Here is a 24,647-nt window from a genome sequence, read left to right as displayed (position 1 = left end):
ACGCGCATGCAAGCCATGGACACCGCCCAACTGATGGCGCTTGCCGGCGCGCTCGGCTGGGCCAGCGGCGTGCGGCTGTACCTGGTGGTGCTGCTGACCGGTCTGGCCGGCTTCATGGGCTGGATTCAACTGCCGCAAGGTCTGCACCTGCTGGCGCACCCGGTCGTGCTGGGCGCCAGCGGCTTCATGGTGTTTGTCGAATTTTTTGCCGACAAGATTCCGGGGCTGGATTCGTTGTGGGACGTGGTGCACACCCTGATCCGCATCCCCGCCGGCGCGGCGCTGGCGGCTGGCGTGTTTGGTGCCGACAGCGGGCTGATGGCGCTGCTGGCGGCCCTGGCGGGTGGCACGCTGGCGGCCACCAGCCACGCCGCCAAGGCCACCACCCGCGCCGCCATCAACACTTCGCCCGAGCCTTTCAGCAATGTAGGTGCGTCACTGGTGGAAGACAGCCTGGTGCCTGCGGGTTTGTGGCTGGCGATTGCTCACCCCGTGGTGTTTGTGATTGCGCTGGTTCTGGTGTTGGTTCTCAGCGTGTGGCTGATCCGCACCTGCTGGCATTTTCTGCGGCAACTGTTTGCCAGGGTGGCCCGTATCTTCAGCGGCAAACCGGACAGCGGGCCGACCCCGGCCTTCAACCTGAAATCTCCTTTTTCAAAAAAGAACGACTGACATGTTTAAAAAAATACTGATCGCCAACAGGGGTGACCAGCCGCAGGGCGGCGCAGCAGCGAAGCTACATCGCATGGCACGCAAAGCGTGCGCAGGCGATTTCACCGCGGAGAACCAGAATGTTTAAGAAAATACTGATCGCGAACCGCGGTGAAATCGCCTGCCGTGTTGCGGCAACAGCACGCCGCATGGCCATCCAGACCGTGGCCGTGTATTCGGACGCTGACGCTGGCGCCAGACATGTCAGCGCGTGCGACGAGGCCATCCACATCGGTGGCAGCGCACCCAAGGACAGCTACCTGCGCTGGGAAAAGATCATCGCTGCGGCGAAAGCCACCGGCGCGGAAGCGATCCATCCGGGTTACGGCTTCCTCAGCGAAAACGAGGAATTTGCCCAGGCCTGCGGCGACGCCGGCCTGGTCTTCATCGGCCCGCCGGCCTCCGCCATCAAGGCCATGGGCCTGAAAGCCGAGTCCAAACAGCTGATGGAGAAAGCCGGTGTGCCGCTGGTACCCGGTTACCACGGCAGCGACCAGGACCCGGCGTTGCTCAAGCGTGAGGCCGACCGCATTGGTTACCCGGTGCTGATCAAGGCCAGCGCCGGCGGCGGCGGCAAGGGCATGCGTGCAGTCGAGAAGTCGGAAGACTTCGAGGCCGCGCTGGCCTCCTGCAAGCGCGAAGCCATCAACAGCTTCGGCGACGATGCGGTGCTGGTGGAAAAATATGCGCTGCGCCCGCGCCACATCGAGATCCAGGTGTTTGGCGACACCCACGGCAACTATGTCTACCTGTTCGAGCGCGACTGCTCGGTACAGCGCCGGCACCAGAAAGTGCTGGAAGAAGCACCAGCGCCCGGCATGACCGAAGCCATGCGCCGCGAGATGGGCGAGGCCGCAGTGGCTGCGGCGAGGGCGGTCAACTACGTCGGCGCCGGCACAGTGGAGTTCATCGTGGAGCAGCGCCCGGACGGCACGATGAACTTCTTCTTCATGGAAATGAACACCCGCCTGCAGGTGGAGCACCCGGTGACCGAAGCCATCACGGGGCTGGACCTGGTGGAGTGGCAGCTGCGCGTGGCTTCGGGCGAGAAACTGCCGCTGGCGCAGGACCAGCTGCGCATCCACGGCCATGCGATCGAGGCGCGTATCTGCGCCGAAAGTCCTGACAACAACTTCCTGCCCGCCACCGGCACACTGCATGTGTATGGTCTGCCGCCCTCGGTCTCCTTCGAGCGTGGCCTGGTGCGTGTGGATGCCGGCGTGCGCGAAGGGGATGCGATCTCGCCGTATTACGACTCGATGATCGCCAAGCTGATCGTGCATGGTGACAACCGTGAGCAGGCGCTGGCACGTCTGGACGAAGCGCTGGCGCAGTTGCACATCGTGGGCCTGAGCACCAATGTGCAGTTTTTGCGCCATGTGGTGCAAAGCCGCTCGTTTGCCCAGGCCGATCTGGACACCGCGCTGATTCCGCGCGAAGAGGCAGTGCTGTTCAACCAGGAAAAGATTGGGCTGCCCCTGGCAGTCGCCGCCGCCGTGGCACTGAGCCTGCTGGAGGAAAAAGCGCAGGAAACGGACGACCCTTTCAGCAAGCGTGACGGCTGGCGTTCGCACGGGGTGGCGCTGCGGCGCTTTGAATTCGAGTTCCATGGCGAGCCGGCGCAGGCGGCGCTGACCTATTTGCATGATGGCGGGCTGCGCCTGGCGGTCGGCGAGGTGGACGAGGTGCTGGTGTTTGCCGGCAGCGGCGGCGCGGTGGACATTCGTTTTGGCGAGCAGCGGCTCAGTGCACGCCTCTATCGCCGCGGCGAAACCGTGCATGTGTTCGCCCGGCAGGGCGCCACGCAGATCACGGTGATCGACCAGCTTGCGCATGCCGGCGAAGCCCATGGCGAAGCCGGGCGCCTGACCGCACCCATGCCGGGCAAGGTCGTGTCGTTTGCGGTGAAGGCGGGCGACAAGGTGAGCAAGGGCCAGGCGCTGGCGGTGATGGAGGCCATGAAGATGGAGCACACCATTGCCGCGCCGGCCGACGGAGTGGTGCAGGAGGTGTTGTACGCCCCCGGCGACCAGGTCACCGAGGGGGCAGAGCTGCTCAAGATGGTGGCCTAAAGATGATGGCCCCCGCGCTTGTCACTGCGTGTACTTCGCTGCCCCCCGAGGGGGCTGAACTTCGCTTGGGGCGGCCCGGCGCTTCGTTCATGGCCACCGCGCCTGTTGCCGACACAGCACGCACCCGCGGCACAATCACGACATGAGAATTTCCTTTTGTTGTACCGATACCAAGGCCGAGCCCTGGCTGGCCGGTTTGCGCGCCGCCTTTCCGGCCGATCACGTTGAACAGTGGGCGCCGGGCGCTGTGCCGGCGGACTATGCCGTCGTCTGGGCGCCACCCCAGCAGTTTCTCGACGAGCAGTCGCAGCTCAAGGCCCTGTTCAATATCGGGGCGGGTGTGGATGCGCTGATGAAGCTGCGTCTGCCGCCCCAGACGGCCGTGGTGCGGCTGGACGATGCCGGCATGTCGGTGCAGATGGCCGAATACGTGTGCCATGCAGTGATCCGGCATTTCCGCGAGTTCGATGGCTACGAGGCGGATGTCAAACAAGGCACCTGGTCCTACCGCAAACCACGGCTGCGCAGGGATTTCCCGGTCGGCGTCATGGGCCTGGGCGTGCTCGGCGAACGCGTGGCCAGGGCGCTGGCGCAGTTTGACTACCCGGTGCTCGGCTGGAGCCGGTCCGCCAAAGCGATAACAGGCGTGCAGTGTTTCTCGGGGCAGGCCGGGCTGGATGATTTCCTGTCCGGCACGCGCGTGCTGGTGTGCCTGCTGCCGCTGACCCCCGATACGCAGAACATCATGAACCGGCAAACCCTGTCCAGGTTGCGACCCGGCGGCTATGTGGTCAACGTGGCGCGCGGAACGCACCTGGTGGACGAGGATCTGATCGCGCTGCTCGACAGCGGCCATCTGGCTGGCGCCACGCTGGACGTTTTTCGCACCGAACCTTTGCCGCCCGCGCATCCCTTCTGGAAACACCCCCTCATCACTGTCACGCCGCACACCTCGGCCAGGACACTGCGCGAGGAAAGCATTGCGCAGATTGCGGGCAAGATCGCGGCGCTACAGGCGGGGCAGCCGATAACCAGCCTTGCCGGTGTGGTTGACCCAAAAAAAGGATACTGATCCCATGAACCTCCCATCCAAAGTCAAAATCGTCGATGTGGGCCCGCGCGACGGGCTGCAGAACGAAAAAACGCAGGTGCCCGCCGCCGTCAAGATCGAGCTGGTGCACCGTCTGCAGGACGCCGGCCTCACCGAAATCGAGGTCACCAGTTTTGTGTCGCCCAAATGGGTGCCGCAAATGGCCGATGCGGCTGAGGTCATGGCCGGCATCACGCGCAAACCCGGTGTGCGGTATTCGGTGCTGACGCCCAACATGAAGGGTTTTGAGGCCGCCCTGTTGTCCAGACCCGATGAAATCGTGGTGTTTGCCGCTGCCAGCGAGGCCTTCAGCCAGCGCAACATCAACTGCTCGATTGCCGAGAGTATTGAGCGATTCCGTCCTGTGGCCGAAGCGGCGCGCGCGAACAACATTTATGTGCGCGGCGCGATCTCCTGCGCTGTCGGCTGCCCCTACGAAGGCGAGATCGCACCGGAGCGTGTGGCCATGGTGGCGCGCCTGCTGAAGGAAATCGGCGTTCAGCACATCGGTGTGGCCGACACGATTGGGGTGGGCACCCCGGTCAAGGTCGAGCGCGCCATGGAAGCCGCGTTGCAGCACTACGGCGTTGACGACATTTCCGGACACTTTCACGACACCTACGGCCAGGCGCTGGGCAACACCCTGGTCAGCCTGCAGATGGGCATCTGGCAATACGACACCTCGTCGGCCGGCCTGGGCGGCTGCCCGTATGCCAAAGGCGCGACCGGCAACGTGGCGACGGAAGACGTGGTGTACATGCTGCAGGGCATGGGCATAGATACCGGCATCGACCTCGACAAGCTGATTGATGCTGGCAAGTTCATCAGCGACTACCTGGATCGCAAGCCCAACTCGCGCGCCGCCACGGCACTCCTCAACAAGAGGGCAGGCTGATGAGCGCGGCACGCAGCGAACGTGGAGGCCTGTAAAGTGTGTGGTTCCGAATTGAAGGTGTTGCCGGAAGGCGTGCAGCGCGTCGCCGCGGAACTGCAGGCCAAGGGCCACCCGCACATGCCGGTGATGCTGGACGACGCGGCGCGCACCGCGCAGCAGGCGGCCGATGCCCTGGGCATCGCGCTGGGCCAGATCGCCAAAAGCATCATCTTTCGCCGCAAGTCCGACGATGCGGCGGTGCTGGTCATCACCGCCGGCGACCAGCGTGTCGACGAGCGCAAGGTCGAAGCCCTGGTCTGTCCCGATGGCAAACGGCTGGGCCGCGCGGATGCAGAGTTCGTCAAGACCCGCACCGGTTTTTCGATAGGCGGCGTTTCGCCGCTGTCGCATGCGACGCCGCCGGTCACGCTGATCGACCAGAGCCTGTTTCGTTTTGAAGAGGTCTGGGCGGCGGCCGGCCACCCGCATGGCGTGTTCAGACTGAGCCCGCAGGATCTCGTCGCCCTCACCGGCGCGCCCGTGGCCGACGTGGCGGTGGACCCGGTGCAGGAACAGGTTGCGCAACAACGCGCTATTTTTCTGGTAGCAGCCCGCGCCCGTGAAATAAGGGGTGAGACCGAAAACCTTCCTTCGCCTTGCATCTCGGTGTGCCGCATGGACGCGGTCAGCGGCTGGTGTGAGGGGTGCTTTCGCACCCGCGACGAAATTGCCGGCTGGAGCGGGGCGACGGATGCCGGCAAGCGCGCGGTCTGGACCCTGATCGAGCAGCGCATGGCTGCGTTGCAGGCCTGACGGATCCCGTCCTCCCTACCTCCATCCCGGCGCGCGTGCCATGAAACACATCACCTTCTACCTCGACTTCATCTCGCCCTATGCCTGGCTGGCCTTCGAGAAGCTGCCGGAGGCCCTGAAGGGGCTCAGCTACAGCGTGACCTACAAGCCGCTGCTGTTTGCCGGCCTGCTCAAACACCACGGCCAGCTCGGCCCCGCAGAAATCCCCGGCAAACGTGAGTGGACTTACCGCCAGGTGTCGTGGCTGGCCCACCAGCACGGCATCAAGCTGCAACTGCCGGCCAGTCACCCCTTCAACCCGCTGGGCTTGCTGCGCCTGGCCGTGGCCTGCGATGCACACGGCACGCCCAACCGGTATGTTTGCGAAGCCCTGTTCCGCCATGTGTGGCAGACCGGCCTGGAGGCGGCTGATCCGCAGCGGCTCGCTGCACTGGCGGCCTCACTGGCGCCGCAACGTGCCCTCGATGGTGCAGACGTGAAGGCCCAGTTGCAGGCGCACAGCGACGAGGCCATCGCGCAGGGTGTGTTTGGTGTGCCCGCGTTCGCGGTGGACGGCAGGCTGTTCTGGGGTCTGGATGCGCTGCCGATGCTGCGCGCTTTTCTGCTCGGCGACGCCTGGTTTGACGGGACTGACTGGGACGCGGCCAGTCAGCTTGCGACGGGTGCCCTGCGCCCGAAATAGCTGCTTACCCGGCATTCTCCGCATACCGAAAATTCGCCCGGGGGTTTTCCCTTGACTTGTCAGTGGTCGATAAGTTTGGCGCAAGCTCCTGTTGGTTTCGCGTCAGAGCAGGGTCAGTGTCTCCAAAAATAATCTCCACAACCCTCATGTCGGGGGCATTCAATCATTGGAGACAACATCATGGCAACTGCAGCCGCCCCCAGGCCGATGAGCGCCGAGGAGAAGAAAGTCATCTTCGCCTCGTCACTCGGTACTGTTTTCGAGTGGTATGACTTTTACCTCTACGGTTCATTGGCAGCCATCATTGCCAAGCAGTTCTTCAGCGGACTCGATGAAGGCTCGGCCTTCATTTTTGCCCTGCTTGCGTTTGCTGCCGGTTTCATCGTGCGTCCATTCGGCGCGCTGGTGTTCGGGCGTCTCGGCGACATGATTGGTCGCAAATACACCTTTCTGATCACCATCCTGATCATGGGCCTGTCGACCTTCATCGTCGGCCTCCTGCCCAACTACGCGACCATCGGCGTTGCGGCGCCCGTGATCCTGATTGCGCTGCGCATGCTGCAGGGCCTGGCGCTTGGCGGTGAATACGGCGGTGCCGCCGTGTATGTGGCAGAACACTCGCCGCACGGCAAGCGCGGCGCCTATACCTCGTGGATCCAGACCACGGCCACGCTGGGCCTGTTCCTGTCGCTGATGGTGATTCTCGGCACGCGTACAGTGCTCGGCGAGGCGACCTTTGCCGACTGGGGCTGGCGCGTTCCTTTCCTGGTGTCCATCCTGCTGCTGGGTGTTTCCGTCTGGATTCGCCTGAGCATGAACGAGTCGCCGGCCTTCACCAAAATGAAGGCCGAGGGCAAGACCTCCAAGGCACCCCTGTCGGAATCTTTCGGCCAGTGGAAAAACCTGAAGATTGTCATCCTGGCGCTGATCGGCTTGACCGCCGGCCAGGCCGTGGTCTGGTATTCGGGCCAGTTCTATGCACTGTTCTTCCTGACGCAATCGCTCAAGGTGGATGGCGCCACTGCCAACATTTTTGTCGCTGTTTCGCTGCTGATCGGCACGCCTTTCTTCGTTGTGTTCGGCTCCCTGTCAGACAAGATTGGCCGCAAGCCCATCATCCTGGCCGGTTGCCTGCTGGCCGCGCTGACCTACTTCCCGGTGTTTACCGCGCTGACCAAAGCTGCCAACCCTGAGCTTGCTGCCGCGCAGGCCAAAAACAAGGTCGTGGTGACCGCTGACGCCAGCGAATGTTCGTTCCAGTTCAACCCGACCGGCACGGCGAAGTTCACCAGCTCCTGCGACATCGCCAAGCAGGTCCTCGCCGGGGCATCGGTGAGTTATGAGAACGCACCTGGTACCGCTGGCGTACCCGCCACCATCAAGATTGGCGAAACCGTCATCTCCAGCTATTCCTCCAAAGGCCTGCCGGCGGACGAAGCCAAGAAAAAGGACGCGGCTTTCAAGAAGCTGGTTGCCGACGACCTGAAGGCTGCCGGTTACCCGACCAAGGCCGATCCGGCCAAGGTGGACAAGTTCATGGTGATCGCCATTCTGACTTACCTGGTGTTGCTGGTGACCATGGTTTATGGCCCGATCGCAGCCATGCTGGTGGAACTGTTCCCCACGCGCATCCGCTATACCTCCATGAGCCTGCCGTACCACATCGGCAACGGCTGGTTTGGCGGCTTGCTGCCCACCACGGCTTTTGCCATCGTGGCGCAGACCGGCAACATGTACAACGGCTTGTGGTATCCGATCATCATTGCCGGCATGACCGTCGTGATTGGCACCTTGTTCATCAAGGAAACCAAGGACGTCGACATCTATGCTGACGACTGATCGCCGGTAACAACAGCCTGGAGGTTATGTCCGGTGACCGGGCAGCACCACCGAACAAGTTTTCTGAAAACCCCCGCATCGCCGGGGGTTTTTTTTCTGGAGAAATGACATGTGGAAAATTGCACTCGCCTTTGTGGCCTTTGCCGGGCTGGCGATCTTCATCCTGAGCAAGGGCGGAGACATTGACATGGGGGGCGAAAAGCATGGCGCCGAGGCCACGCAGGAAGCCCCGCCGCCGGCATCGGCTGCTTCAGCCGCCGCATCTGCCGCACCCGCCCCTGCGCGGTAGCCCGACCTCTGCACCGGAGCAGCGCCATGATTTATGCCAAGACCGAGGCCGGGCAGCAGGCCTTCAAAGACCGGTCCTTGCTCACGCCGAGACAGCGCTCGGCCTTCATCCTGTTTGACGGCAAACGTTCCCTTCCGCAGGTGCTGGAGGCGACCGCTGGCCTGGGTGTCACATCGACGGAGCTGGTGCAGCTCGTGGAGCTGGGATTTCTCGCGCCCAGCCAGCAGTCAGTCGAAGAGGCTGCAGCAGTGACCGCGCATGCGGCCGCCCTGGTGACCCGCCAGGAGGCCAGCGATGCCGGCAATGACCGCTACAAGAAGGCCTACCCCCTCGCAGCTCAGTTGACGGGTGCGCTGGGGCTCAGGGGGTTCAGGTTGAACCTGGCCGTCGAAGGCGCGGCAGATGTCGAGGCCCTGCTCGCCTTGTTTCCCAAAATCAAGGAGGCCGTCGGGCCCGGCAAGTGCCGTGAGCTGGAACAGGCCCTCAAGGGCTGAGGGCCCCCGGGAGTTTCTAGCGCCTGAATTTCCCGTCCGTGCCGATGATGGACAGATCGGCGAAATCGAGTCCGGTGTGGTCCTCGGTGGAGTAGTTCACTTCCAGCCCGCCGATATCGAACTTGCGTATGCCTTCCAGGGCAGCCTGGATTTTTTCGCGCGTGGGTTTGGCGCCGGCGCGTCGCAAACCTTCGACAAGAACCTTGGCAGCCGCAAAGCCTTCGAGCATGGCCGGACTGATATCGCCCACCCCCTTGGCCTTGGCCATCTCCTGGGCTTCCTTGACCATGCCGTAGGCGATGGAGCGTTCATAAGGAAAGACCTGGGTCACGATCACGCCGCGCGCATTGTCGCCCAGGCTTTTGATGAAGCCGCTCGATGCATTGTTGGACAGTGTCACGATCTGCGCGGCCGAGCCGGCGGCGCGAAAAGCCTTCATGCCGTCGACCACCGCCTGGCCGGATGCCACCATGATGATGGCCTGTGCATTGGACTGGACAAGCTTGGGCACGATCGGCCCGAAGTCGGGCTTGCTGCGGTTGAATTTTTCCAGCAGCGCCGGCTGCAGTTTGGCGGCAGTGAAACCTTTTTGTGCGCCCGCCACGCCGTCGGCGCCGAAGCTGTCGTCGGCATAAACCACGCCGATGCGCGTGATGCCCATCGAGTTCAGGTGGCTGACCGCTTTTTCGGCTTCACGCTGGTAGGTAGCGCGCACGTTGAACACATGTTTCTTGACTGGCTGGTGCAGCACCATCGCGCCGGTGGACGGACCGACCAGCGGTACGCCGTATTTGTCGAGCAGGGGAAGCATGGCTTCGGTGTGGGGCGTGCCACGGGTCAGGAACAGCGCCAGGACATTATTTTCTTCAATCAGCTTGCGGGCGTTTTCGCCGGCCAGCTTGGGATCGAACTTGTCGTCGAGCGAGATGAGTTCAATCTTCTGTCCGTTGACACCCCCCTTGGCGTTGACGGCATCAATATAAAGTTTGGCACCTTCGGTGGTTTCCTTCACGCCAGCGCCCACGGGGCCGGTAAAGCCTGCGGTTTGCCCGATCAGGATTTGTGCCTGGCTGGCGTGGCTCACGGCCGCGAGCAAAAGGGCGGCGCACCAGAAATTCAGCGTTTTCATGTCATATCTCCTTGGGCGGTCGAGTTTACGCTGTCGATGTGATGAATTCCGTGTGGAAACTACGGGCGGGATAACCAGCAGACGGGCGGGCGCACTGGGCCGGCGGGCGGCATAACCCTACGCCGCTGATTCGCACGGGCGCTGCCTAGAATGTTTGACCTACAAGGAAAGCCTCCCACCCATGACCCAGGGAACCATCCGCATTCGCGGCGCGCGACAGCACAACCTCAAAAACATTGATCTGGATATCCGCACGGGGGAAATGACGGTGGTCACCGGCCCCAGTGGGTCCGGCAAGTCCTCGCTGGTGTTTGACACACTGTTTGCCGAAGGCCAGCGCCGTTATGTGGAAACCTTTTCGGCCTATGCACGGCAGTTCCTGGACCGCATGGACAAACCGGCGGTGGACAAGGTCGAAGGGGTGCCACCGGCGATTGCCATCGACCAGACCAATCCGGTGCGCAGTTCGCGATCCACCGTGGGCACGATGACCGAACTCAACGACCATTTAAAACTTTTGTATGCACGCGCGGCGCAGCTATTCGACAAAAAGACCGCGCAGGCGGTGCGCCACGACACGCCGGAGTCGATTTACACGGAACTGATGGGGCGTACGGCAGCAGGTGACCCCAGGGTGGTGATGACTTTCCCGGTGGAACTGCCCGGCAATACCAGCGCCGAGGAAGTGTCGCAGTGGCTGTCGGCCAGCGGTTTCACGCGTGTGCATGCAGAACGCGAGGTGGCGACGCCCGCCGGTCCGCACAAACTGCTGGATGTGGTGGCTGACCGGTTCAGGCTGCATGCTGCTGAAAAGTCGCGTGTGGTGGAGGCCATCGAGCTGGCACTCAAACGCGGCGGCCGCCTCAATGTGTATGTTCAAGCGGCAGAGGAAGGAGGCGCCGAACAGATGTGGCGGTTTTCCACCGGCCTGCATTGCCCCGACAGCGACCTGCGCTACAGCGAGCCGACTCCTTCGCTGTTCTCCTTCAACTCGGCCATGGGCGCCTGCGACACCTGCCGCGGTTTCGGCCGCGTGATCGGTGTCGACTATGGCCTGGTGATCCCAAACGACAAGCTGACCCTCCGATCGGGCGCGATCAAGACCATGCAGACGCCTGCCTGGAAAGAAGCGCAGGACGACCTGATGCGCCATGCCGAGACGGCCGGCATCCCGCGTGACACGCCCTGGTACAAACTCACACCCGAGCAGCAGGCCTGGGTCATCAACGGCTCGCCGAACTGGAACGGGAAGTGGAACCAGCACTGGTTCGGCATCAAGCGCTTTTTTGCCTACCTGGAAAGCAAAGCCTATAAGATGCACATCCGGGTGCTGCTGTCCAAGTACCGCAGTTACACCCCCTGCGAAACCTGCGGCGGCGCACGGCTGAAGCTCGAGGCGCTGCTGTGGCGCCTGGGCTCCAAGGCGGATGCCGATGCGGCGCTGCCGCCGGCCAAACGTTTCATGCCGGTCGGTGTGGACTGGACCCGCGCTCAGCTCGAGGCCCTGCCGGGTCTGAGCCTGCACGACCTGATGCAGCTGCCGATCGACCGGCTGCGCGAATTTTTCAACGGGCTGGCCCCGACCGCACTGCAGGACGGCAGCGCGCCGGATGCCGAGTTCAAAGCGCTCAAGTCGCTGTTCGAGGAAATCCACACCCGGCTCAAATACCTCAGCGACGTTGGCATCGGTTACCTGACGCTGGACCGGCAAAGCCGAACCCTGTCGGGCGGCGAGGTGCAGCGCATCAACCTGACGACGGCGCTGGGCACCTCGCTGGTCAACACCCTGTTTGTGCTGGACGAGCCGTCGATCGGCCTGCACCCGCGCGACATGAACCGCATCACCCAGGCCATGCATCGTCTGCGCGATGCCGGCAACACGCTGGTAGTGGTCGAGCACGACCCTGCCGTGATGATGGCCGCCGACCGCATGATCGACATGGGGCCCGGTCCGGGCGAGAAGGGTGGCCAGATCGTGTTTGACGGCACGCCGGAAGACCTCAAGCACGCTGACACCCTGACGGGCGCCTACCTCGGTTCGCGCAAGCAGGTCGGCATGGGTTTCAAGCGGCCGGTCACCGACAACACGCCGCGCCTGATCCTGGAGGGTGCGCGCGACCATAACCTGAAGAACCTCACGGTGGAATTTCCGCTGCAGCGCCTGGTCTGCGTGACTGGCGTCAGCGGCTCGGGCAAATCGACCTTGATGCAGGACATCCTGGCGCCGGCACTGCTGCGCCAGTTCGGCAAGGCCACGGAAACGCCCGGCCAACACGACCGGCTGATGGGCGCCGACTACCTGACTGATGTGGTGTTTGTCGACCAGTCGCCCATCGGCAAGACCGCGCGTTCCAACCCCGCCAGCTATGTCGGCGCCTGGGACGCGGTGCGCGAACTGTTTGCGCAGGCGCCGCTGGCGCGCCAGCGCAGCTACACCGCGTCCAAGTTCAGCTTCAACAACGGCGACGGGCGCTGCCCGACTTGCGGCGGCTCGGGTTTTGAACATGTGGAGATGCAGTTCCTGAGCGACGTGTACTTGCGCTGCCCCGACTGCGACGGCAAGCGTTACCGGGCCGAGATCCTGGAAGTGACAATTGAACGCAAGGCGATTGGCGACGTACGCGCACGTCTGATGAATGTGTCCGATGTGCTGGACCTGACGGTCAGCGAAGCCTGCGCGCTGTTTGCGCAGGACCGCGAGGTGATACGCGCGCTTCAGCCGATTGTCGATGTGGGCCTGGAATACGTGAAACTGGGCCAGCCGGTGCCGACGCTTTCGGGCGGCGAGGCGCAGCGCCTCAAGCTGGCCGGCTTCCTGGCTGGCGCGTCGAAAACGGCGAGCGCCAGCCGCCAGCCGCTGGCGCTGAAAAACATCAACCGCGGCACACTGTTCCTGTTCGACGAGCCAACCACCGGCCTGCACTTCGACGACATTGCCAAACTCATGCGTGCGCTGCGCAAGCTGCTGGACGTCGGCCACTCGCTGATCATCATCGAGCACAACCTTGACGTGATCCGCTCGGCTGACTGGCTGATCGACCTCGGCCCCGAGGGCGGCGAAGCCGGCGGCCTGCTGGTGGCCCAGGGGACGCCCGAGGAAGTGCGCCAGCACCCGACCTCGCACACCGCGCTGGCACTGCGTGAGTACGAAGCGGCCATGGGCCAGGTGCATGGCGTCGAGGAAGCCCGTGCCAAGGTCTGGACGACAAAACCGGCGTTTTCCAACCTGATCCAGATCGTCAACGCCAAAGAGCACAACCTCAAGAGCCTGTCGGTCAACATTCCTCGCGGCCAGTTCAATGTGGTCACCGGCGTGTCGGGCTCCGGAAAGTCCACGCTGGCGTTCGACATTTTGTTCAACGAGGGTCAGCGGCGGTACCTGGAATCGCTCAACGCCTACGCGCGCAGCATCGTGCAGCCGGCGGGCCGGCCCGAGGTTGATGCGGTTTACGGCATTCCGCCGACGGTGGCGATCGAGCAGCGGCTCTCGCGCGGCGGGCGCAAGTCCACCGTGGGCACGACCACCGAGGTCTGGCACTTCCTGCGACTGCTCTACGTCAAGCTCGGCATCCAGCACTGCACCAAAGACGGGGCGGCGGTGATGCCGCAAAGTGCGGAAAGCATTGCCGCGCAACTGCTCAAGGCGCACCGCGGCCAGCACATCGGGCTGCTGGCGCCGCTGGTGATCAACCGCAAGGGCGTCTACACCGAACTGGCCGACTGGGCGCGGCCACGCGGCTACACCCATTTGCGCGTGGACGGCGAATTTCTGCCGACCACCGGTTTTCCGCGCATCGACCGCTTCAAGGAACACACGGTGGAGCTGCCGATTGCCGACATCCACGTGACTCCCGCCAACGAGGCCGCCTTGCGTCAGGCACTGGCCACGGCGCTGGAGCACGGCAAGGGCGTGGTGCATGTGCTGGCGCCGCTGGACGGACTGCGCGGCGCGATGGTTGCGGGTACATCGACCCGGCAGATCGGCACGCTGCAGGCTTCGTCCACCAAGCGGGCCTGCCCGGTCTGCGCCACTTCGTATCCGGAGCTGGACCCGCGCCTGTTCAGCTACAACAGCAAACACGGCTGGTGCCCGGACTGCGTTGGCACCGGCGTCAGGCTGACGAAGGAGCAACGCAAGGTCTTCGACGATTCGGTGCGTGACGATGACAACAAGGGCCGCGAGCAGAGTTTTGTCGAAGCGGATGTGGATGAGGTGCTGGACGCTGTCTGCCCGACCTGCGCCGGCTCCCGCCTGAACGCGCAGGCGCGCGCGGTGAAGTTTGCGGGGGTGGGCATTGCCGATATCGCCGCGCTGTCGGTCACGGACGTGCGCGCCTGGGTCGAAAAACTGGCACTGCTTGGCCGCGAAGCCGGCATTGCCCGCGACCTGATTCCCGAGATCAGGAGCCGGCTCGAGTTCCTGGAAGACGTGGGCCTGGGTTATCTGACGCTGGACCGCGGCGCCCCGACGCTGTCAGGTGGCGAGGCCCAGCGTATCCGGCTCGCAGCGCAGCTGGGCTCCAACCTGCAGGGCGTCTGTTATGTGCTGGACGAGCCGACCATCGGTCTGCACCCGCGCGACAACCAGATTCTGCTGCGCGCTTTAGGCAAACTCAGCGAACGTGGCAATACCCTGGTGGTGGTTGAGCATGACGAAGACACGATTCGCCGCGCCGACAATATCATCGACATCGGGCCCGGCGCCGGCAAGCGCGGCGGACAGCTCGTGGGGCAGGGCACGGCGGCGCACCTGGCGACCTTGCCCGATTCGCTGACCGGGCGTTACCTGGCCAATCCGCTGATTCACCCGCTGCAGACACGGCGCGAGACGCGCAGCGGGGCTGCACCCGCCGAGGTGTTGGCCCTGCCCGTCGCTGCCGGCGCCAAGCCGGTCGGCAAGCAGAAGGCCGCGGCGCTGAAGGCCCAGGCGCTGAAAGCCGCGGCTGCCAGCGCCAGCGCGCTGCACAATGCCGCGCCGGCGGCAGCCAGTCCTTACACTTCCTGGCTCACCGTGGTCGGGGCCGACCTGCACAACCTCAAGAATGTCTCGGTCAAGGTCCCGCTGTACCGGCTGGTGGCGGTGACCGGGGTCTCGGGTTCGGGCAAATCGACCCTGGCGCGTGATGTGCTGCTGGCCAATGTGCAGGCCGGCGTGGCGCTACGTTCGACCCGCGCGGGGCGTGAAGCGGACGATGCCGGCAAACACCCCGCCTGGACCGGCTGCGAAGCCATCGAGGGGTATGCCGCGGTGGACCGCGTGCTTGAAGTCGACCAGACGCCGATCGGCAAGACGCCGCGCTCCTGCCCGGCCACCTACATCGGTTTCTGGGACACGGTGCGCAAGCTGTTCGCCGACACGCTGGAAGCCAAGGCGCGCGGTTACGGCGCCGGGCGTTTCAGTTTCAACACCGGCGAAGGCCGCTGCCCGACCTGCGAAGGTGCTGGCGTGCGCACCATCGGCATGAGTTTTCTGCCCGACGTGAAGGTGCTCTGCGAGACCTGCCACGGCGCCCGTTTCAACCCCGAAACCCAGGCCGTGACCTGGCGCGGCAAAAACATCGGCGACGTGTTGACTATGGAGGTCGATGAAGCCGTGACGTTTTTTGCCTCCATGCCGGCCATCGCCCACCCCCTGCAACTGCTGAAAGACGTGGGCCTGGGTTACCTGACGCTGGGACAACCGTCGCCAACGCTGTCCGGTGGCGAGGCGCAGCGCATCAAGCTGGTGACCGAGTTGTCCCGGGTTCGCGACGACATCACCCGGCGCGGCCAGAAGGCGCCGCACACGCTGTACGTGCTGGACGAACCGACCGTGGGCCTGCACATGGCCGATGTCGAGAAACTGATCCATGTGTTGCACCGGCTGGTCAATGGTGGGCACAGCGTGGTGGTGATCGAACACGACCTCGATGTGATCGCCGAGGCCGACTGGGTCATCGACCTGGGCCCGGACGGCGGCAACGCTGGCGGCCAGGTGGTCGCGGCCACGACGCCGGAGCAGGTCGTCGGTCTGGGCACGGCAACCGGGAAGGCGCTGGCAGCGGTACTGGCCCGTTAGGGGGAAAGACCCGCAAAACCGTCGGGCTACAGGGCGAGGGCACGAACAAAGAATGTTGCGGCTATAAAATTACCGAACAGTAATATCTTTACTGTTCGTTCCAATTTGACGACAAACCCCATGATCCTGAACTCCCTGAACCGCCGCATGTCCTGTTTTTCGCTCTCGGCCCTGCTGCTGGCCCTCGCCATGCCGGTTGCCGCGCAGAGTGTGGCCTCGCCGACGGACGAGGCAGAAGCCGTTTTTCATCCCTGGGAGGTGCCATCGCCGCGCGGCGCTGAAACCTACTTCACCAATCTGCAGGATGGCGGCACCTATGAAGCACCATTTGTTGCGCGGTTTGGCCTGTCCATGCGCGGGCTGGTGCCTGCGGGCAAAACCGCCGGGCGTGCCGGCCACCACCATTTGCTGGTGAACCAGGACTTGCCGCTCGACTTCAAGAAACCGCTGCCTTTCACAGACCAGTACATCCACTTCGGCAAGGGGCAGATGGAAATGCCTGTCAACCTGCCACCCGGCAAATACCAGTTCCGCTTGCTGCTGGCTGACCAGGGACACATCCCGTATTTTGTGTACAGCAAGCCACTTCATCTGACCGTCAGCAAGCAGAACAAGGTTGTGACAGCGGCGGCAGTGCAGGGGCCGCCACGTGTGGAACTGCTCAGTCCGGCTGACCGTGAAACCGTCAAGGGCCCGTTCCGGGTCCAGTTCCATGCCAGCGGCTACAACGTGTCGCACGCAGCCTCCAAAGTCGCGGACACCGGGCATTTCAGGCTGACCATGGAGCGTGCCGGGCGCAAGCCGGAGGTGCTCAACTTCACCGGCGGACAGACAGAAACCTGGCTCAACCCACCCGCGGGCGACTACATCGCACGGCTGGAAATGGTCAGCAATGCGGCAGATGGCAAGGTGCTCAGCGCGGCCAGGCCATCGGCGCTGTCGGTCGCTGCGCGCTGAATCGGGATTGTTGGTGATGTAGCGCTGCTGGTGGCCGGCCCGGCTTCCAGGCGGCGGATGTTGGCCACGTCCACCGGTTGGGCGGCCCCGGACATCCGCCCCGAGAGCAGGTCGACGTCAGATGGCGAGATACTGGTGACGCAACTCGACGTTGTCGATCACCTCGCGCGCGGAGCCGTCAAAAACAATTTCCCCCATGTCCAGGATCAGGGCGCGATCCGACAGGTGCAGGGCAGCAATGGCGTTTTGTTCGACGATCACGATGGTAAAGCCCAGCGCCTTGACTTCCTCAAGGATTTTTTCGATCTCGTGCACGATGACAGGGGCCAGACCTTCGTAGGGCTCGTCGAGCAGCAGCAGTTTCACGTCGCGCGCCAGCGCGCGCGCCACGGCCAGCATTTGCTGCTCCCCGCCTGACAGCGTCACCGCTTCCTGCTTGCGACGCTCCGCCAGTCGCGGAAAATGACCGTAGATCCGCTCAAGTGACCATCCCACGGGCTTTTCGATCTGCGCCAGTTGAAGGTTTTCCTCTACCGTCAGGCCGGCGATGATGCGACGGTCCTCCGGCACCAGACCCACGCCCAGTCGCGCGGCCTGCCAGGCGCTCTTGAGGTGCAGGGGTTGTCCGGCGAGCCAGATCTCGCCACTGTTGAGTTGTGGGTCGTCGAGCCGCGCGATGGCGCGCATGGTGGATGTCTTGCCGGCGCCATTGCGGCCGAGCAGGGCGACGATTTCACCTTCGGCGATATCAAAGCTCACGCCCTGCACGACATAACTCTGGCCGTAATAGGCATGAATATTTCGGCACGAAAAATAAGCCGGGGGCGCGTTTGCCGCACGAACTGCTTCATGCCGGGACGCTAGGGTGGTTTCAATCACAGATGGGCTCCTCCGAGGTAGGCTTCCTGCACACGCGGATCGCCCTTGATGGCGGCCGGCTCGCCCTCGGCGATAACCGTGCCCTGTGCCATCACGCTGATACGGCTGGCCAGTGAGAACACGACATGCATGTCGTGCTCGATGATGATTTTCGTGACACGGCCGGCGCCGATGCGATGCAGAAGATCGATTGTGTTGTTGGTGTCGGCGCGTGACATGCCGGCGGTGGGTTCGTCGAGCAGCAACAACTTGGGATCCTGCACCAGGCACATGGCAAGTTCAAGTCGGCGTTTGTCGCCCCGCGACAGCGTGCTGGCAATCGTATGCCGCTGGGAGACCAGGCCCACCTCATGGAGCAGATGCTCGGCGCGCTCGCGCACCGCATGGTGGCTGTCCGTGCGCGACCAGGCGTTCACGGCAAAAGCGCCATCGCGCCGCGCAAACGTCGGGATCAGCACATTCTCGATCAGACTCAGGTCGCCAAATATTTCGGGGGTCTGGAACACGCGGACCACACCCGCCTGGTTGATCTCGTGCGGCTTCAGCCCGATCAGCGAACGTCCGTCGAAAGCCACAGATCCGGTGTCGGGCGTCAGCCGCCCCACCAGACAATTGAGGAGGGTGGACTTGCCGGCACCGTTCGGACCGATGATGGCATGCACGCTGCCTTCCTCTACGGCGAGGTTGACGTCGTTGAGGGCCTTCAGCCCCGAGAAATTCTTGCTGACGCCTTGAATGTGAAGTATGGCCATGGGGTTGAGTTTCAGTCAGCGGTCGCACCGGCAACGCCGGTGGCGGGAACGATGGCCGGGGATGGCCCACCGGGTGGATGGGAGGGCGCCGGGGCCGCATTGGGGGCGGTTCCGGTTTTCGAGGCACCTGGGCCCTGCGGGCGGCGTCGTGTGACCAGCGCGGTCAGGCGGCTGATGCCCTCGATCACGCCACCGGGCAGGAAAATGACCAGAACCATGAACACCAGCCCCAGGGTCAGGTTCCAGCCGCTGCCGACGAACAGGCCGACGATGCTGACCACCACGTTCTCCAGCCCATCGGGTAAAAAGCCGAAGAAGCCATGCAGCGTCTGGGCACTGAACGACGAGAAGATGTTCTCCAGGTACTTGATGATGACCGTGCCGATCACGGGCCCGAGCAAGGTGCCTGCGCCTCCCAGGATAGTCATCAGCACAACCTCACCCGATGCCGTCCATTGCATGCGTTCGGCGCCGGCCAGCGGATCGGTCACTGCGAGCAGGGCCCCGGCCAGCCCGGCGAACAGTCCGGAGATCACGAACGCGGCAAGTGCATACGGGCGTGTGTTGACCCCCGTGTACTTGAGGCGATTCTGGTTTGACTTGACCGCCTTGAGCATGAGTCCGAACGGCGAGCGTGTGATACGCATCGAGATATAGAAACCGATGATCAGCAGTACCGCGCAGAAGTAAAAGCCCGTATAGCCCGCCATGTGAATGCCAAACAGCTCCGGGGTCGGAATGCCGGACCCCGCAGAGCCGAACATGTGGTCAAGAATGCGTGGATCCTGGCGCTCGACTTTCAGCCCGGTTTCGCCGTTGGTGATCGGTGTCAGGACGGAATAGGCCAGGCTGTAGGCCATTTGCGCAAACGCCAGGGTGAGAATGGAAAAGTAGATGCCCGAGCGGCGCAAACAAAGGTAACCGATGACAAGAGCGAACACACCTGCCGTCAAAACGGACAGGGCGATCGCCGGCAGAACGTTCATGCTCAGCAGCTTGAACGACCAGACCGCGGTGTACGAGCCGACGCCCAGAAACGCCGCATGCCCGAACGAGAGATAACCGGTCAGCCCGAACAGCAGGTTGAAACCGATGGCGAAGATGCCATAAATGGCAAAGCGCTGTAACAGGTCGGGGTAACCCGCCCCCAGCGGTGCCAGCCACCAGGGCATGGCAAGCACGGCGGCGCTGAATGCGAGGAACAGAAAAAGGTCTTTGCGGGCGGTGGTTTTTATCATGGCTCAGTCTTCCATCACGCCTTTGAGACCAAACAGGCCCCGCGGACGCACTAGCAGGATGATGACGGCGACCAGGTAGATGATGATCTGGTCGATGCCCGGCAGGAGACTCGTGACTTCGTTCATCGACGCAAGCGACTGCAGGACTCCGAGCAGGAAGCCGGCTGCCACAGCCCCGGGGAGCGAGCCCATGCCGCCGACAACCACAACGACGAATGAAAGCACCAGAAATTCCATGCCCATGTGGTAGTCGGGCGGAAGGATGGGTGTGTACATGGCGCCGGCGAGGCCTGCGACCACTACCGCGAGGCCAAACACGACGGTGAAACGGCGCCCGATATCGATGCCGAACAGGCCGACGGTCTCGCGGTCCTGCATGCCGGCACGCACCACCATGCCGAAGGTCGTAAACCGCAGGAACGCAAACACCAGGCCGATGATCAGGCTCGCGAACAGGAAATAAACCAGCCGCCACCACGGATAACTGATGCTGTCGCTGAAGCCGAAATAAAGGCCGATATTCGCCGTGCCGGAGACAATCTCGGGCGCCGATGTCGGGATCGGATTGGCGCCGAAATATGCCTTGATCAATTCCTGCAGCACGATGGCCAACCCGAAAGTGACCAGTATCTGGTCCGCATGGGTGCGGCGATAGAAGTGGCGAATCAGGCCGCGCTCCATCACCACGCCGAGCAGGAGCATCACCGGTATGGTCAGGAGAATCGACAGTGGCACCGCATAGTCGATCATTGTCAGGCCGGTGTCTCCGAACCAGGTCTGGAGATAGGGGATTTCCTTGTAGCTATCGAAGAACGTAATGCTTTCGTCCTTCACCCGCTGGGAAATTGTCAGCAACCTGTGCATGCTGACGGCGCAAAAGCCGCCCATCATGAAGAGGGCGCCGTGTGCGAAGTTGACGACACCCAGGGTGCCGAAAATCAGGGTCAAGCCGAGCGCAATCAGCGCGTAGGCGCCGCCCTTGTCCAGGCCATTCAACAGTTGGAGGATGATTGCATCCATGGGTGTAATTTCTGGAACCGGTGGGGTGAATTGATGAAATCTGCGCAGACCGGCCCCTGCGCCTCCGAGGCCGGTCTGCGCTACAGGGGTGTGCTGGTGCGCCGACTCAGCTTGTCACTTCGTACGGGCCGAGCGCGCCGCCGAGTATCGACGGTGCATATTCCACCTGTTTCCGCGGCACGACCTGCACGATCTCCATCAGGTCAAACTTGTTGTCCGGTTTTTGTTTGCCGCGCACCACCAGCACGTCCTTGAGGCATTGGTGGTCTTCGGCGCGGTATTCGGTGGCCCCGTTGCCCATGCCGTCGAATTTGAAACCCTCGAGTTTTTTGATGACTTCGGGCGGATAAAAAGTACCGGCCATCTCGCATGCGTTGGCATACAGCAGCGCTTGGACGTAACAGGTGTGTGCGGCCTGCGACGGAGGAGAGCCATATTCGTCGCCGAACGATTTGACAAATGCCTTGGTTCCGGCATCGGGGAGTTTCCAGTCCCAGTTCGCGGTGCCGAGGATGCCTTTCACGGCATCACCCGCACCCTGCGCCATCAGCTCGGAAAACAGTGGCACGACGATTTCGAACTTCTTGCCGTTGACGGTTTTGTTGCGCAGTCCGAACTGCACCGCCTGGGTCAACGAGTTGACCATGTCCTTGCCGTAGTGGTTCAGGATCAGCACGTCGGCGCCCGAATTGAGCACGGGAGTGATGTACTGCGAGAAGTCGGCTGCGCCCAGCGGTGTACGCACGGCAGCCACGGTCTTCCAGCCCAGTGCCTCGGTGGATTCCTTCATGGACTCTTCCTGGGTCCAGCCCCAGGTGTAGTCGGCCGTCAGGTGGTAGGCCTTGCGGTCCTTTCCCATTTCCTTGCCAAGCACCGGCCCGAGTGCGGCGCCCGACATCTTCGCGTTGAAGAAGTGGCGAAAACCGTAGCGCCGGCGATCCTTGCCGGTGGTGTCGTTCGAGTGAGTCAGGCCGTCCATGTAGATCACGCCCATCTCCTGCCCCAGGGACTGCAGCGCCACGGCGACCGCCGATGACGAGCAGCCAGAGAACATGATCACGCCGTCTTTTTCAATCATCCGCTTGGCCGTGGCGCGCGCCGCATCGGCTTTGGTCTGGGTGTCGCCTGTGACATACACGACCTTCCTGCCGAGCACACCGTTGCCCTTGAGACTCGTCGGCTTCATGGTCTTGAGCATGCCGCCATCGCCCTCGCCGTTCAGGTGTTTGACCGCAAGCTTGAAGGCCTTCAACTCGTCAGCGCCCTCGTCAGCATAGGGGCCGGTTTGCGGCACTGTCCAGCCGAAGGTCACGGTTTTGGAGTTACCCGGGTCGTTGCGGAATTTGTTGGCGGCCCAGGCCTTGGGGATAAACAGGGAGGGGGCGGCCACGCCGGCGCTGAGTGCGGCAATGCGCTTGAGGGCGGTACGTCGTAAATCGTTGGTCATGCTTGATGTCTCCGTCGGTTGGGTTGAACGATCCGATTACCGGAGGTCGCAAAGCGGCCAGAGGTGATCTGGCGCAAGCGTAAGCATTGGTTGTCAATCAAACAATAAGTAATTGACAACAAAGAGAAATCTTGTAAATAATTAATTTTCTAATGAGTCAGTCTGTAAAGAATTCACCTTGCAGTGCAGCAAAGCGAGGGTTTGTAGGGAGACACCGTGGCACTTCTGCTGGCTGGTTCGAGAATCCGCGAACGGCGTAAATCGAAGGGCATGACGCAGGCCGGTCTGGCCGCTCAGCTCGGTATCTCCGCGTCTTACCTGAACCTGATCGAAGCCAACCGGCGCAACATCGGGGGCGCCCTGCTGAAACGGGTTTCAGATGCGCTGGGCGTGCCGATCGATGCGTTTGACGGTGCGGCACAACGCCGGCTGGTGGATGACGTGGCATTGATCGCTTCTGACCCGGTCGTGGCGCCACTGGCCCTGGCGCCTTCATCTGCCGCCGCGCTCGTATCGTCACCCTATTCCGGCTGGGCGCGCGCGCTGGTCAGCCTGCACCGCGCGTATCTGGATCGTGACGAAGCCGTCAGCGCGCTGTCCGACCGCCTGAATCAGGACCCGGTGCTGGGCGAAGCGGTTCACAACATGCTGACCCACATCACGGCCATTCGCTCGGCCTCCGAGATTCTCGAAAGCGACAGGGGGCTGGACGATGCACAGCGGCAACGCTTCGTGGAAATCATCGCCAGCGACAGCCGCCGGCTGTCCGATGTGTCCTGGGCGCTCGCTGGCCTGTTCACCAAATCGCAGCCCATGCATTGGCCGATCACACCGGGCGAACAGATCGATGACTTTCTGGCCGAAAACGACAATTATTTTCCGGCGCTCGAAGAGGCCGCTGTGGCATTGCGGGATGCTGTTGGCCTGCACGGCGGCGATATCGGGTCGGCACTGCTTGACTATCTGGCGCGCGTGCATGGCGTCACGCTGCGCGTTGCCATGCCCGGTGCCGGCGCGCCGGCACAGACGTCCTCGCCCTATGACCCGGTCTCGCGCACCCTGACCCTGTCAGAACGGGCCGCGGAATCGACCCGGCGTTTCAGGCTGGCGCAGCTGTGCGCCGAGCTGGACGCCGGCGACGCCATCAGTGCCCAAATTGAAGCATCGGCCTGCCTTGCATCGGCGGAGGCCAGGTTGGGCAGTGCGCGCGTACTGGCTTCATACATCGCGGGCGCGATGCTGATGCCTTATGGGGATTTCCGTGCCGCCGCCGTCGCGTTGCGTTACGACATCGACCGTCTCGGAGACATGTTCCGTACCAGTTTCGAGCAGGTCTGCCACCGCCTGGTGACCTTGCGCCGGCCCGGTGTCGAAGGTGTCCGATTCGGTTTCATGCGCTGCGACCCCGCCGGGCGTATCCGCAAACGACTGGTGCTGCCGCAATGGCCGCAGCCCCGTCATGGTCCGGCCTGTCCGCTGTGGGCGGTCTACGAAGCTTTTCGGACGCCCCGCACCACCGTTCGCCAGCTTGCCGAGTTTCCGCGCGGCGACCGCTATCTGCTGATCGCCCGCGCGGTCGAGAAGCAGCAGGCTGTATACGCCATGCCGCCCCACTTCATGTCCGTGATGCTGGTGTGCCACGCGCTGTTTGCCGACCAGATGGTGTACGGCGAAGGGCTCGACATGTCTGCCGGCGCCCCGGCTGTGCCAGTGGGTCCGGCGTGCCGGGTCTGCGTGCGCCAGAACTGCAGCTACCGGCAGGAGGACGCCATCGTCGGCTTGCCTAACCAATCCCTGCCCATAGGGTAAGTTCGCTGCCGCGTGCGGGTGTGCAAGGCTAGACTGCCTGCAGCGCTCGCTGGATCAAAGCAGCCGCCGCCGCAGACCACCTTGTGCATGGTGTGGTGGCGAAGACGACCAAGGAAACATATGGCTGGGCGGATACTGATCGTGGAAGATGAAGCCAACATCGTGGAATCGGTGAGCTTTATCCTGCGCCGCGAAGGGCACCAGGTCTCCAGCGTGGGCGACGGCGAAACCGCGTTGGCACGCCTGCGCAGTTCCAGTCCGCCAGCGCTCGTGATCCTGGATGTCATGTTGCCGCGGCGCAATGGCTTCGAAGTGCTCAAGGCGGTCAAGTCCGACGCCCGCCTCAGCGCGATCCGGGTCATCATGCTGACCGCCACGGCCCAGGCGCATGACCGAGCCCGCGCCGAGGAGGCCGGCGCCGACGCCTACATCACCAAACCGTTTTCCAACCGCGACCTGGTCGAGCAGGTCAAACGCCTGTGCGGCACCTGAGC

The 24,647-nt window shown here is 63.2% G+C and carries 19 protein-coding genes; 13 read left to right on the top strand and 6 right to left on the bottom strand.

Features of this window, described 5'->3' with window-relative positions:
- The first annotated feature begins 6 nt into the window (after window positions 1-6).
- The 9 genes from PSV33_RS18445 (at window position 7) to PSV33_RS18405 (ending at window position 8,864) form a co-directional block, all read left to right on the top strand.
- Complete coding sequence (locus PSV33_RS18445; RefSeq protein WP_300564007.1) at window positions 7-672, top strand: DUF4126 domain-containing protein; 666 nt, start codon at window positions 7-9, stop codon at window positions 670-672.
- A gap of 119 nt (window positions 673-791) precedes the next feature.
- Entirely contained in the window at window positions 792-2,783 is a 1,992-nt protein-coding gene (locus tag PSV33_RS18440; RefSeq protein WP_300564005.1) for an acetyl/propionyl/methylcrotonyl-CoA carboxylase subunit alpha, read from the top strand.
- A gap of 142 nt (window positions 2,784-2,925) precedes the next feature.
- Window positions 2,926-3,855, top strand: coding sequence for a glyoxylate/hydroxypyruvate reductase A (locus tag PSV33_RS18435; protein ID WP_300564003.1), 930 nt, complete (start codon window positions 2,926-2,928; stop codon window positions 3,853-3,855).
- A 4-nt stretch (window positions 3,856-3,859) separates the two neighbouring features.
- Window positions 3,860-4,768 (top strand): hydroxymethylglutaryl-CoA lyase, encoded by a 909-nt coding sequence (locus PSV33_RS18430; RefSeq protein WP_300564001.1) that lies wholly within the window; start codon window positions 3,860-3,862, stop codon window positions 4,766-4,768.
- Between the two features lie 36 nt (window positions 4,769-4,804).
- A complete protein-coding gene (locus PSV33_RS18425; protein WP_300563999.1) occupies window positions 4,805-5,560 on the top strand; it encodes a YbaK/EbsC family protein in 756 nt (251 codons plus the stop codon).
- A gap of 40 nt (window positions 5,561-5,600) precedes the next feature.
- Entirely contained in the window at window positions 5,601-6,242 is a 642-nt protein-coding gene (locus tag PSV33_RS18420) for a 2-hydroxychromene-2-carboxylate isomerase (RefSeq protein ID WP_300563997.1), read from the top strand.
- A 180-nt stretch (window positions 6,243-6,422) separates the two neighbouring features.
- Window positions 6,423-8,081 (top strand): MFS transporter, encoded by a 1,659-nt coding sequence (locus PSV33_RS18415; RefSeq protein WP_300563995.1) that lies wholly within the window; start codon window positions 6,423-6,425, stop codon window positions 8,079-8,081.
- Window positions 8,082-8,190: 109 nt separating this feature from the next.
- Entirely contained in the window at window positions 8,191-8,370 is a 180-nt protein-coding gene (locus PSV33_RS18410; RefSeq protein WP_300563993.1) for a hypothetical protein, read from the top strand.
- A gap of 26 nt (window positions 8,371-8,396) precedes the next feature.
- Entirely contained in the window at window positions 8,397-8,864 is a 468-nt protein-coding gene (locus PSV33_RS18405; protein ID WP_300563991.1) for a hypothetical protein, read from the top strand.
- A 16-nt stretch (window positions 8,865-8,880) separates the two neighbouring features.
- Here the strand turns inward: PSV33_RS18405 and PSV33_RS18400 are convergent, their stop codons facing one another.
- Window positions 8,881-9,993, bottom strand: a complete 1,113-nt coding sequence (locus PSV33_RS18400; protein WP_300563989.1) for an ABC transporter substrate-binding protein — start codon at window positions 9,991-9,993, stop codon at window positions 8,881-8,883.
- 181 nt (window positions 9,994-10,174) lie between these two features.
- Here PSV33_RS18400 and uvrA point away from each other — a divergent pair, with 181 nt between their 5' ends.
- On the top strand, window positions 10,175-16,051 hold the full coding sequence (gene uvrA, locus PSV33_RS18395) for an excinuclease ABC subunit UvrA (RefSeq protein ID WP_300563988.1): 5,877 nt from the start codon (window positions 10,175-10,177) through the stop codon (window positions 16,049-16,051).
- 120 nt (window positions 16,052-16,171) lie between these two features.
- Window positions 16,172-17,008, top strand: coding sequence for a DUF4399 domain-containing protein (locus PSV33_RS18390; RefSeq protein WP_300563987.1), 837 nt, complete (start codon window positions 16,172-16,174; stop codon window positions 17,006-17,008).
- A gap of 117 nt (window positions 17,009-17,125) precedes the next feature.
- Here the strand turns inward: PSV33_RS18390 and PSV33_RS18385 are convergent, their stop codons facing one another.
- From PSV33_RS18385 to PSV33_RS18365, 5 genes are all read right to left on the bottom strand, one after another.
- On the bottom strand, window positions 17,126-17,887 hold the full coding sequence (locus PSV33_RS18385; RefSeq protein WP_300563986.1) for an ABC transporter ATP-binding protein: 762 nt from the start codon (window positions 17,885-17,887) through the stop codon (window positions 17,126-17,128).
- Complete coding sequence (locus tag PSV33_RS18380) at window positions 17,884-18,639, bottom strand: ABC transporter ATP-binding protein (RefSeq protein ID WP_300563985.1); 756 nt, start codon at window positions 18,637-18,639, stop codon at window positions 17,884-17,886. The genes PSV33_RS18385 and PSV33_RS18380 overlap by 4 nt, the downstream gene beginning before the upstream one ends.
- An 11-nt stretch (window positions 18,640-18,650) precedes the next feature.
- On the bottom strand, window positions 18,651-19,877 hold the full coding sequence (locus tag PSV33_RS18375) for a branched-chain amino acid ABC transporter permease (protein ID WP_300563983.1): 1,227 nt from the start codon (window positions 19,875-19,877) through the stop codon (window positions 18,651-18,653).
- 3 nt (window positions 19,878-19,880) lie between these two features.
- Window positions 19,881-20,897: a branched-chain amino acid ABC transporter permease gene (locus tag PSV33_RS18370; RefSeq protein ID WP_300563981.1), complete on the bottom strand. Its 1,017-nt coding sequence runs from the start codon at window positions 20,895-20,897 to the stop codon at window positions 19,881-19,883.
- Window positions 20,898-21,003: 106 nt separating this feature from the next.
- Window positions 21,004-22,344, bottom strand: coding sequence for a substrate-binding protein (locus PSV33_RS18365; protein WP_300563979.1), 1,341 nt, complete (start codon window positions 22,342-22,344; stop codon window positions 21,004-21,006).
- Window positions 22,345-22,560: 216 nt separating this feature from the next.
- Between PSV33_RS18365 and PSV33_RS18360 the strand changes: the two genes are divergently transcribed.
- Both PSV33_RS18360 and PSV33_RS18355 read left to right on the top strand, forming a co-directional pair.
- Entirely contained in the window at window positions 22,561-24,153 is a 1,593-nt protein-coding gene (locus tag PSV33_RS18360) for a short-chain fatty acyl-CoA regulator family protein (RefSeq protein ID WP_300563977.1), read from the top strand.
- 141 nt (window positions 24,154-24,294) lie between these two features.
- Window positions 24,295-24,645 carry a response regulator gene (locus PSV33_RS18355; protein ID WP_300563975.1) on the top strand — a complete coding sequence of 117 codons (351 nt, stop codon included), beginning with the start codon at window positions 24,295-24,297 and terminating at the stop codon, window positions 24,643-24,645.
- Window positions 24,646-24,647: the final 2 nt, after the last annotated feature.

Source organism: Polaromonas sp., assembly GCF_029945895.1.
Classification (GTDB): Bacteria; Pseudomonadota; Gammaproteobacteria; order Burkholderiales; family Burkholderiaceae_C; genus Polaromonas.
Note: the sequence above shows the minus strand (reverse complement) of the source record. Positions and strands in the feature narration are given on the sequence as shown.